Source organism: Terriglobia bacterium (assembly GCA_020073185.1).
GTDB lineage: Bacteria > Acidobacteriota > Terriglobia > Terriglobales > Acidobacteriaceae > JAIQGF01.
In genome coordinates this window covers 1-9,523 of sequence record JAIQFT010000110.1, presented here as the reverse complement: position 1 = coordinate 9,523, position 9,523 = coordinate 1, and the positions used below count along the sequence as shown (strand labels likewise).

General features: G+C 59.2%; 13 protein-coding genes and 1 pseudogene. 11 read left to right on the top strand and 3 right to left on the bottom strand.

Annotation, left to right across the window (positions count from 1 at the left end; genetic code table 11):
* Positions 1 to 360 precede the first annotated feature (360 nt).
* Positions 361 to 1,616: pseudogene (locus LAN64_20455) on the top strand (PLP-dependent aminotransferase family protein).
* Between the two features lie 36 nt (positions 1,617 to 1,652).
* Here LAN64_20455 and LAN64_20450 read toward each other — a convergent pair.
* The 3 genes from LAN64_20450 to LAN64_20440 form a co-directional block, all read right to left on the bottom strand.
* Positions 1,653 to 2,003, bottom strand: a complete 351-nt coding sequence (locus tag LAN64_20450; protein MBZ5570198.1) for a helix-turn-helix transcriptional regulator — start codon at positions 2,001 to 2,003, stop codon at positions 1,653 to 1,655.
* A 110-nt stretch (positions 2,004 to 2,113) separates the two neighbouring features.
* Complete coding sequence (locus LAN64_20445; protein MBZ5570197.1) at positions 2,114 to 2,737, bottom strand: class I SAM-dependent methyltransferase; 624 nt, start codon at positions 2,735 to 2,737, stop codon at positions 2,114 to 2,116.
* Between the two features lie 82 nt (positions 2,738 to 2,819).
* Positions 2,820 to 3,782: a radical SAM protein gene (locus tag LAN64_20440; GenBank protein ID MBZ5570196.1), complete on the bottom strand. Its 963-nt coding sequence runs from the start codon at positions 3,780 to 3,782 to the stop codon at positions 2,820 to 2,822.
* A gap of 105 nt (positions 3,783 to 3,887) precedes the next feature.
* On the opposite strand from LAN64_20440, the gene LAN64_20435 reads away from it, so the two are divergent.
* The 10 genes from LAN64_20435 to LAN64_20390 all read left to right on the top strand — a co-directional run bounded on the left by LAN64_20435 (position 3,888) and on the right by LAN64_20390 (position 8,907).
* The gene (locus LAN64_20435; GenBank protein ID MBZ5570195.1) at positions 3,888 to 4,664 is read left to right on the top strand and encodes a ZIP family metal transporter; all 777 of its coding nucleotides are present in this window, start codon (positions 3,888 to 3,890) and stop codon (positions 4,662 to 4,664) included.
* 82 nt (positions 4,665 to 4,746) lie between these two features.
* Positions 4,747 to 5,025 carry a hypothetical protein gene (locus LAN64_20430; GenBank protein MBZ5570194.1) on the top strand — a complete coding sequence of 93 codons (279 nt, stop codon included), beginning with the start codon at positions 4,747 to 4,749 and terminating at the stop codon, positions 5,023 to 5,025.
* A gap of 16 nt (positions 5,026 to 5,041) precedes the next feature.
* Positions 5,042 to 5,938, top strand: coding sequence for an Mrp/NBP35 family ATP-binding protein (locus LAN64_20425; protein ID MBZ5570193.1), 897 nt, complete (start codon positions 5,042 to 5,044; stop codon positions 5,936 to 5,938).
* Between the two features lie 36 nt (positions 5,939 to 5,974).
* Positions 5,975 to 6,172, top strand: coding sequence for a hypothetical protein (locus LAN64_20420; GenBank protein MBZ5570192.1), 198 nt, complete (start codon positions 5,975 to 5,977; stop codon positions 6,170 to 6,172).
* An 83-nt stretch (positions 6,173 to 6,255) separates the two neighbouring features.
* Positions 6,256 to 6,495, top strand: coding sequence for a CBS domain-containing protein (locus LAN64_20415; GenBank protein MBZ5570191.1), 240 nt, complete (start codon positions 6,256 to 6,258; stop codon positions 6,493 to 6,495).
* Positions 6,496 to 6,523: 28 nt separating this feature from the next.
* Positions 6,524 to 7,636, top strand: a complete 1,113-nt coding sequence (gene arsB / locus LAN64_20410) for an ACR3 family arsenite efflux transporter (protein MBZ5570190.1) — start codon at positions 6,524 to 6,526, stop codon at positions 7,634 to 7,636.
* Positions 7,633 to 8,043 carry an arsenate reductase ArsC gene (locus LAN64_20405; GenBank protein ID MBZ5570189.1) on the top strand — a complete coding sequence of 137 codons (411 nt, stop codon included), beginning with the start codon at positions 7,633 to 7,635 and terminating at the stop codon, positions 8,041 to 8,043. Before arsB ends, LAN64_20405 begins: the two co-directional genes overlap by 4 nt.
* A gap of 79 nt (positions 8,044 to 8,122) precedes the next feature.
* Entirely contained in the window at positions 8,123 to 8,416 is a 294-nt protein-coding gene (locus tag LAN64_20400) for a metalloregulator ArsR/SmtB family transcription factor (GenBank protein ID MBZ5570188.1), read from the top strand.
* Positions 8,359 to 8,688 carry a thioredoxin family protein gene (locus LAN64_20395; GenBank protein MBZ5570187.1) on the top strand — a complete coding sequence of 110 codons (330 nt, stop codon included), beginning with the start codon at positions 8,359 to 8,361 and terminating at the stop codon, positions 8,686 to 8,688. Before LAN64_20400 ends, LAN64_20395 begins: the two co-directional genes overlap by 58 nt.
* A gap of 6 nt (positions 8,689 to 8,694) precedes the next feature.
* Positions 8,695 to 8,907 (top strand): FAD-dependent oxidoreductase, encoded by a 213-nt coding sequence (locus LAN64_20390; protein ID MBZ5570186.1) that lies wholly within the window; start codon positions 8,695 to 8,697, stop codon positions 8,905 to 8,907.
* Positions 8,908 to 9,523 lie beyond the last annotated feature (616 nt).

Genomic DNA, 9,523 nt, shown 5'->3' with positions numbered 1-9,523 from the left:
AAGCTCTTCCTGCGCCTCGCCGAGCAAGCCGTAGCGGTGGGACCAGCGCCGTACAAGTCGATGGTGAAGGGCTTCGCTAAGGCGACGACGGCCAACCACAACCTATAGGGGCTACCTGAGTGAAGTAGATACCCCATTTCTACAGATTCTCAGCCTCACGCTTTTCGAGAAAACGCCCATTTTATGCGCCCTTCAGACCATCGACGCCGACGCCAATTTCACCCAAAACGTCAACCAACTGATTCTGTTCAACTTTTAACCGGACAGTAGTGATTTCTGGAACCATGCCGGCAATGGCAGTCGATTCTCGACCGCCGCATCGGGTCGCGAATCCGATTAGGATCGTCAAAGAGGCGTAAAGTGTCCACACCCTGGTCATTCCGCTACGCTCAGCGCACGCACGCGATCAAGAGTTCTGCGATCCGCGAGTTGCTTAAGCTCACTCAACATCCGGACGTTATCTCCTTTGCCGGCGGCCTGCCAGCCCCGGAGGTGTTCCCAATCGAACGCTTCGGGCATGCTTGTGAGCGGGTGCTGCGCGAGGAAGGCCGCTCGGCCCTGCAATACAGCGCGACGGAGGGATATACGCCCCTGCGCGAAATGATTGCCGCCAATGTCCCTCGGTACGGCATTGAGGCCGGCATGGAGAACGTCCTGATTACCGCGGGCTCGCAACAATCGCTCGATCTGATTGGAAAGTTGCTCATCAACCCCGGGGACCACTTGCTGCTCGAAGCTCCGACATACCTGGGCGCGCTGCAGGCGTTTGGCGCGTATGGGGCGGAGTACGTTGAAGTTCCCGTTGACGACGATGGGCTGCGCACCGAGTTGCTGGAGGAAGCACTTCGCTCCGGACCAAAATTCATGTACGTGCTGCCCAATTTTCAAAACCCGGCGGGTGTGACGTTATCAGAGGTCGCAGGCATGAACTGGTGATGCTCGCCGAGAAATATGGTACTCCCATTATCGAGGACGATCCCTACGGCCAGCTTCGCAACGAGGGGGATCACATTGCGCCGCTGGTGGTGATCGACCGCGAAAACGTGCGAAGCGACAGAGGCTACAAGTTGGGCAATGTGATCTACCTCAGCACGTTTTCAAAGACCCTGGCTCCCGGCCTGCGCTTGGGCTGGATCGTTGCGCCTGCCGACGTGATCAGCAAACTGGTGCAACTCAAGCAGGGCGCCGACCTGCACACTAGCACCTTTACGCAAATGGTGGCGTATCAGGTCGCCCGCGACGGGTTCCTGGAAGAACACGTGAAGAAGATCCGGGCCGTGTACCGCGAGCGGCGGGACACGATGCTTTCCGCCCTGGAGGAGTTCTTCCCGCCAGGCGTCACGTGGACTAGACCAGCAGGCGGTCTGTTCCTGTGGGTCACGTTGCCAGAAGGGCTCGATGCGCAAGAACTGTTCGAAGCCGCGGTACGGGAGCGGGTGGCGTTCGTGCCCGGCGATTCGTTTTACGCGACCAAGCGGCCGGACTGCCGCAATTTGCGACTGAATTTCTCGCACCCGACGCCGGATCGAATTTGGGAAGGAATCAGGCGCCTCGGCATCGCCGTGACCTCGGCGATGGAGCGGATGCCCGCAAATGAACCAGCTATTCGAGGTTAAAGCCGACCAGGAACGATACAGCGCCTAAAGCAGTGCCTACGATCGCCGCGAGCCTGCGCGCGCAGCGCCGTTGTGATTCAAGCGCTTCGCAAAGCGCGACATGGCGGAACCGAGGTTGCCCAGCACCTCGCCCCACTCGCTCAAATGCTGTTCCCCCGCCTTGGTGAGCGTGTATACGCGGCGCGCCGGGCCTCCGTTGCGCGTTTCCCAACTGGACACAACGTACCGGTTCTCTTCCAGGCGGCGCAGTGTGCGGTACAGCGCCGCCCCCTCGATCTGGGCGTCCGTCAAGGCGTAGTTCGCGAGATTGGAGACGAGATCGTAGCCGTAGGAGCGGCCCTTTTCTTTCAACATCAACAGCACGACAGGCTCCACAAAACGGTACACGTTGCCCATCGCACAGGTGCACGGGTGCTCACCTCCATGACGCGGACAAACAGCATGTCGCATAGACTCTCCTTTGGGTACGGATACCCCACCGCGCATCTAAGTGTAGATTACACCGCTGCGGCAAATCGCGCCTCCTTGCGACACACCAGAACTTTCGATTTTCCGGCAGGGGCAACGATCTGCGTAACAGTGCCGAAATACGCCCGCAATTCCTCCCGTTCATGGCGCAGGAAGTTAACCGCCTGAGCCGCGCCCATCGAAGCGAGGCGCAGGTAGAACAACAGCCGCACAACGGGATTCGCGGGCACATCATGCTCCATCATCAGAAAGGCCCCGTTTGGCTTCAGCACGCGAACGATTTCCCCCAGCGCCCGCTCACGGACTTCACCCTTGAGTTCATAAAACGCATGCGAACAGGTGACGGCGTCGAATACCACCGCGGCAAACGGGAGGCAGCCTGCATCGGCTTCTACCAGAGCGATGTTCGCGAACTGGTTCGTCTTTTTGCGCGCCACGCGCAGCATTCCGTGAGAGAAGTCCAATCCAATCACGTGACCACCGCAGCCGACTTTCTCTTGCAGGACCGAAAGAAGACTAGCCGTACCGGTGCAAATGTCCAGCACCGACCCGCAGCTGCGGGCTGCAACCTGGTCCGCCAAAAACCTCCTCGCCAGCCCGCCCTTGTCCCGGGAGTGAAGCGCAACAAAGCGGTCATAGAACGTGGAGAACACGTCGTAGTATCTTCGCCGGAAGCGTCTCATTCGACATTCCCCCGGTAAGTGCAGTGGTCAGTTTCGCTGCGGAGCATAGCGTTCATTTCTTTTCCTTTTTGACGTGTGCGTCAGCGTACGTTGCTCCAGCCGGACACCAAAACCAGCGGCCCTCGCGATAGACGCGCTGGAGAGTCCCCGTTGCACCGAGGCGCTGCACGCCTTCGTTAGCGTCTTGGAGGCAACCAGCAAACGTGGCTCGCACCTCGTCCTCGGGCAAGGGATGACGGGTGATAACGTCTGCGATTGCCTCCGCGGCGCGATCCTTATCGAGGTTCACGTCCGCCGAAACAGGTGCCAGCACTTTCGCTTTTTCGCCCAGAATCGCTTGCGCCAGCGCCGTCGCCTCCGCCGTGGGCTGGCGTACCCAATGCTCTGCCGTGGCGTGGAAAGGCGTGCTGATGTGCACCTCATCGGGTGAAATGTCGTGAAGTGCCTTGGCCAAATCCAGCAGAGCGGGCTCCGTATCATTCATGTCCGCAACCAGCATCACCTCAACCCAGAGCTTTCCTTTGTAGTACCGGCGGAAGCCCCGCAGACCACGAACGAGCGAGTCGTACGTCAGGTCTGGATGCGGTCGGTTGATGGCGCGATAGATGGCCTCGTCGCCGGCATCGAGGCTGGGAAGCACAGCATCGGCCATCGCCACTTCTCCCTCTACGTCCACATCCCAGAGCAGCGAGCCGTTGGTGATCACCGCTACTGCGATGTCGGTCAGGTCCTTGATTTCCCGAATCAGGTGTCCGAGGTCAATGTGCAATGTCGGCTCGCCCGATCCGACAAAGGTGATCCAGTCAACCTTTTCGCGGCATTCGTGTAAGGCTCGACGGAAATCTGACAGGACGGTTTGCGTGGACCGGTACTGCCGGCGTTCGTTCGTCAACGGGATCGTGCGCCCCAGCTGGCAGTACACGCAGTTCCAGTTGCAAGTCTTATGGGGCACGAGGTCGATTCCCATGGATCGGCCGAGCCTCCGGGATTGTATCGGGCCGAATACGTGCGACATGACATCACCTCAACTGCTGGACGGCTGTGCATTTTCTGAGCCGCTTGTCACTCTGGACGTATCTCGCATCTAAGTGTATATTACATCTAACAGTTCCACAACTTCGTGGACGGAGTCGTGATTGCGGGTGCCTTTCTGGAGTCCGTGCCACTGGGCGTTTCCACCACGCTGGCCGTCATGGCGCACGAACTGCCGCAAGAGGTCGGTGACTTCGGCGTCCTCCTGCATAGCGGATATCGCCGCTTGCAAGCTTTCCTGCTGAATTCGCTCTCCGCCACCGCGACGCTCTTGGGGGCGGGGCTCGCCTACATTGCAGTGGGGCAAACGTCGCGCGCGATGCCGTACCTGCTCGCAGTGTCAGCTGCCAGCTTCCTCTACATCGGCTCGGCCGATCTGATTCCGAGCCTCAATCGTGACAGTCATCCTGCCTCCGGCTTACGCCAGTTCCTCCTAGTGTTGGCCGGGGCGCCTCACTTCGGAATTGCAAAGTGGGTTCTGATCCGCGACGACGATACAGGCGAGATCAAATTCGAGCAAAACACCGGCCTCACCGGCCGAGCGGTGGTGGACATCATGGCGAGCCGCAGCTGCACGGATGCCGTCTTCACCGAGATCGGGCCCGGCGCGTTTGGGCATCTGCAGGCGGCCGGCATCCGCGGCTGGCTCGCTCCCTCCGATGTTCCGGTTCCGGAACTCGTTGAGCGGTTGAGCCGGGGCGAGTTGTCGGCTGTCAATGAAGCCACGCATACTGAAGGCGGCGCACGCCGCCGTGAGCGAAAAGGGCGCGGGTGTGGTTCAGCGAAATCGCGCGGAAGCGGAGACGGCCGTGAACGCGGCTGCTGCGGACAGCAGCATCGGCACCGGTTCGGAGCGCAGACATGAAGCAGCGCAGAAAGCGGGTGCTAATCGCTGACCTCGACCCCGAGGTTCTCATCGCGATCGAAAAGACCCGGGGCGTGATGTTTTGCGTCTGGTCCAGGCGCAGACATGCGATCTCTTCCTGCTGGGAGAACATCTGCCCGACGCGGAATGCGCCGAGATTCTGGAGGCATTGAGACAGAGCGGCAAGACCGTGCCATGCATTGTTATGCAGACGAGAGGCGTGCAGGGAGCGCAAAACGGCTCTCTTCGGCTTCAAGGTGTGCGAGAGGTGATCGGCAAGCGCGAGTACTCCAATATCGTGCGCCTCGTCACCAAATGGATCGCAGGCTCGGCGACGAGTGTCATGGCCGAGGCGGCGTAGCGAGCGCGGAGGTTATATGGCGGCACTTCAAACTACTAACGATAAAAATACTCGCGCCGAGGAGAGGCAGGAACTCCAACGCCGCTTGCAGGCGCAAATGCAACTGGTTCGCTTCAAGGTAGTTGTACTTTCCGGGAAGGCCGGCGTCGGAAAAAGCACCGTCGCCGCTAACCTCGCTGTAGTTCTCGCCGATCAGGGACACACAGTCGGCCTTTTGGATGTGGACATTCACGGTCCGAGCATCCCGAAGCTCCTGGGTATTACGGGAGAGAAGATTACCCCGTGTGGTGGGCGGATGCTTCCTGTTCACGCCCGTGAACGGCTCTGGGTAATTTCGGCTGCATTTCTCATGAAGAGCACGGACGCTGTGATCTGGCGTGGACCGCTGAAATTCCACCTGATCCAGCAATTTCTTTCGGATGTGGCATGGGGCGCCCTCGACTTCCTGGTCATCGACTCGCCGCCGGGTACGGGTGATGAGCCGCTCAGCGTGGCTCAACTAGTCGGCCGTCCGGCCGCTGCGGTGATGGTCACCACTCCGCAGGATGTTGCCGTCAATGATGTGAGGCGATGTGTCACATTCTGCCGGGAGACAGATCTTCCCGTTGCCGGAATTGTGGAGAACACGAGCGGCTACGTATGTCCGCAATGCGGTTCAAAGGCAGAGATCTTTGGCAGCGGTGGCGGCAGGCGGCTGGCGGACGAAATGAAGGTGCCCTTCCTGGGGCAGATTCCGTTGGACGCGCAGATCGTGAGTTCCGGTGATGGTGGGGTTGCATTCGTCAGTGCCGATGCGAAGAGCGCATCGAGAACGGCATTCATACGGATCGTGAATGAAGTCGAAGCGTTCACTCAACAACAACTGACTCCAGTCGGCGATAAGGCTGTGCAGGAGCCGGCGAGTGCGAAATAACCCTGCCTCCGCTAATGCGGTCTGATAGGGGGTGTTATGGATTTGAAAACTGGAGCCGAAATTCAGGCGCGACTTCGCAAAATTGAGGAATACCTGCAGGAGTCTGAATCGGGCCCGAACGGTGCAAGGAGTGAATCCCACAAACAAACGCGCGAAGAAGTGGCCGAACTGTACGAGGAACGCGAGCTGCTAATACGGGAGCTGGCGTTGGCGGCATGGAAAGACGCCGCGTGACTGCTCATAAAGTCGAAGAACTTGTCACCATGCAGCCATGAACGCGACTTTCGCAGCTGCACAGGTGGGGAGGAGGTGTTTGGATGCGAGTCAGCGAAGTGATGATGCGATCTCCGATTACCTGCAGTCGCATAACCAGTCTACGGAATGCCACCCGGATGCTACGAGAGCACGACATCGGCTTTTTGCTGGTAGTGGAAGAGCTGTGGAATCGGAGTCTTATGGGCGTGGTAACCGACCGAGATCTGTGTCTGACTGGATCGGAATGGCGCCCGTACGCAGCGCTTCACCGTTCCAAGCAAGGCACGGCAGCCAGCGTTTAGTCGTGTCGAACCGGAAGAGGAATAGGTCATGTCAACGGTAATCGAGAATCCGCCGGAAGTGGCCGCACCCAAGCGGCTGAACTTCTTCGAACGCTACCTGACCTTGTGGGTCGGGGTCTGCATGGTTGCAGGGCTGGCGATTGGGACGTGGGCGCCGGGAATCGTTCGCAGCCTCCGCAGCATGGAATTCGGCCGAGGCAGCCAGGTCAACGTTCCGGTCGCGGTCCTGATCTGGCTGATGATCATCCCGATGATGATGAAGGTCGATTTTGGCGCCATCCTCGATGTGCGCCAGAAGCCGCGCGGGCTGCTCGTCACCCTGTTTGTGAACTGGCTGGTGAAGCCGTTCTCGATGGCCCTCATCGGCTGGATCTTCTTCCGTCACCTGTTTGCCGCCTGGATCAGCCCTGCCGATGCCGACCAGTACATCGCCGGAGTCATCATCCTTGCCGCCGCACCGTGTACCGCGATGGTCTTCGTCTGGAGCTACCTGACCGACGGTGACCCTGCTTGCACATTGGTGCAGGTCTCGGTGAATGACCTGCTCATGTTGTTCCTGTTTGCGCCAATCGTCCGCTTTCTCGTTGCGGGCGCATCTTCGCTGACCGTACCGTTCATCGTTCTGCTCTATTCCGTCATCGCCTTCATCGTCATTCCGCTCGCTGTTGGAGTGACGCTCCGAGCGTGGTTCACACGAACTCACGGCAAGCAATGGTTCGAACAACAACTCTTGCCGAAATTCAGTCCCATTACGATCCTCGCGCTGCTCGCAACGCTGGTTTGCATCTTCGCTTTCCAAGCCGAGAACATCACCGGGCGCTACTTCCACGTTCTTCTGATCGCCATCCCGATCCTGATCCGGGTCTACTTCAACTCCAGCCTGACCTACGGGCTGATGAAACTGCTGAAAGTGGAGCACTCGGTCGCTGCTCCCGGCGCCCTGATTGGGGCGAGCAACTTCTTTGAGCTCGCCGTTGCCACCGCCATAGCTTTGTTTGGGCCCGGTTCGGGTGCAGCACTGGCGACGGTTGTCGGTGTGCTGGTTGAGGTGCCAGTGATGCTCTCGGTATGCAACGTGTGCAACCGGACGCGGCATTGGTTCCCGGCCGGCGAACGGCAGACTGTGGGGGCGGCGCGATGAAGAAACGCGTCCTGTTTCTGCGTACCGGCAATTCAGCCAGGAGCCAGATGGCGGAGGGCTTGCTTCGGCATATGGCCGGTGACCGCTTCGAGGTCTTCAGCGCAGGGACCATGCGGGTCGGGTTAAACCCAAACGCCGTCAAGGCGATGGCCGAGTTAGGGATCGACATATCACATCAGCACTCGAAGTCTGTCGACGAGTTCAGCGGTCAACAGTTCGATTACGTGTTCACCGTCTGTGACAACGCCCGAGAGGCGTGCCCGATCTTCCCGGGGAGTGGACACCGCATTCACCACAGCTTTGAAGATCAGGCTGCGGCGTCAGCAGAACGGCAACCCGTTGTATTTCGGGCGGTCCGCAATCAGATCCGTTCGCGCCTCGAAGAATTTATTCGTAACGAATCCTGATCGGAATGCGTTCTTTCTTGTGAGGCGCTAGCAATGAATAGAACTTGGTAATTTGGCCAATTGACCAAATAATAAGAACATGAGCAACCGTAATGTCTTTCGAACGCAAGCCAGGGTGCTTAAGGCGCTGGCGAATGAGTCGCGACTGATGATTGTTGATCGGCTGAACCGGGGCGAATGCTCCGTTGGAGAACTGACGGAGCTCGTCGGCACCGACGTCTCGACCGTTTCCAAGCATTTGGCCTTGTTGCGCGCCAACGGGATCGTCGAGGACCGGCGTGAGGGCAATCAGGTGTACTACCGCCTGCTCACGCCATGCGTCTGCAACTTTTTCACCTGCGCCATGCAGGTCGTAAAGGAGAGATCAAGGTGAACATCGAAATCAAGGTTCTTGGACCGGGCTGCGCCAACTGTAAGCGGCTTTACGCAGAAGCGGAAAAAGCAGTAACCCAGCTTGGCGCTCCCGCCACGATCTCAAAGGTGGAGGACATCAGGGAGATTATGGCCTATAGGATTCTGGCGACACCTGGCGTGGTGATCAACGGTGAGATCAAATCCGCCGGCCGCATACCTCAGGTTGCCGAGATTGTCAGTTGGCTAGCGACTGCAGCTATGAAGGCCGAGGAGCCAGCGACGCGGCGCTGATCGATCATGCCAAACACACGCGAAGTCGCTGATGTCGCCATTGTTGGCGGTGGACCCGCTGGTTATGTCGCGGCCTTGGTCGCTGCCCAGCGTGGAGCACGCGTCGTCTTGATCGAGAGAGAACGCATCGGCGGCACCTGCCTGAATGTCGGCTGCATTCCGACGAAAGTTCTGACGACCGCCGCTGATCTCCTGGTTCGGTCGGTGATCACCGCGTAGCAGGGCAGAAAGCCTTCGTGGTCCAGCAGCAGGTGCAACTTGACCGCTCCTTTGGTGCGGCAGAAGCGCGCCCAGTCGAAGACGCTGGCGCACAGGTCGATCACGGTGGCGTCCAGACTGATCAGCTTGTGCTTGAAGCGGAATTTGCGCCGCCCGCCGGATTGCTGCACGGCGAGCGCTTGGCATTGGGTTAATAGTTGGTGGAACACGTCCTGGTACAGCTCCCAGGGCCGGTGCTCGTTGGCATAGGCCAGCGTGGAGCGCGGAGGCGCCTGCGGCAAGCCCAAATGCCGCAACTTTCCTTCGCTGGCGGCCAGCCCGCCGCAAATCTCGCGCAGCGACTTGGCCGCGCCCAGTTGGCAGAACAGCATGGCGACAAACTGCCCCCAACTGCTGAACCCGCGTGCATGCCGTTCCGCCTTGTGCTGGCGCACCGCCGCCTCAAAACCGGTTCGTGAAATGAGCTGCAAAATCTGCGAGAAAATGCTGCATACTTTGCTCAAGGCTGAGTCCTCCTCTGACTTGTTGGCTTTGGGAAAACTCAACTTATCAGAGACTCAGCCTTCTTCATTACCCAGCGGGACTCGGTACGGCAGCGCTAATTTGGACAAGAGTG

Bases quoted from the DNA above. Each gene is read 5' to 3' on its own strand.
- LAN64_20440 (MBZ5570196.1), bottom strand. From the start codon at position 3,782: ATGTCGCACGTATTCGGCCCGATACAATCCCGGAGGCTCGGCCGATCC.
- LAN64_20390 (MBZ5570186.1), top strand. From the start codon at position 8,695: ATGCCAAACACACGCGAAGTCGCTGATGTCGCCATTGTTGGCGGTGGA.
- LAN64_20425 (MBZ5570193.1), top strand. From the start codon at position 5,042: ATGGCGGCACTTCAAACTACTAACGATAAAAATACTCGCGCCGAGGAG.
- arsB (MBZ5570190.1), top strand. From the start codon at position 6,524: ATGTCAACGGTAATCGAGAATCCGCCGGAAGTGGCCGCACCCAAGCGG.
- LAN64_20415 (MBZ5570191.1), top strand. From the start codon at position 6,256: ATGCGAGTCAGCGAAGTGATGATGCGATCTCCGATTACCTGCAGTCGC.
- LAN64_20405 (MBZ5570189.1), top strand. From the start codon at position 7,633: ATGAAGAAACGCGTCCTGTTTCTGCGTACCGGCAATTCAGCCAGGAGC.
- LAN64_20400 (MBZ5570188.1), top strand. From the start codon at position 8,123: ATGAGCAACCGTAATGTCTTTCGAACGCAAGCCAGGGTGCTTAAGGCG.
- LAN64_20395 (MBZ5570187.1), top strand. From the start codon at position 8,359: ATGCGTCTGCAACTTTTTCACCTGCGCCATGCAGGTCGTAAAGGAGAG.
- LAN64_20420 (MBZ5570192.1), top strand. From the start codon at position 5,975: ATGGATTTGAAAACTGGAGCCGAAATTCAGGCGCGACTTCGCAAAATT.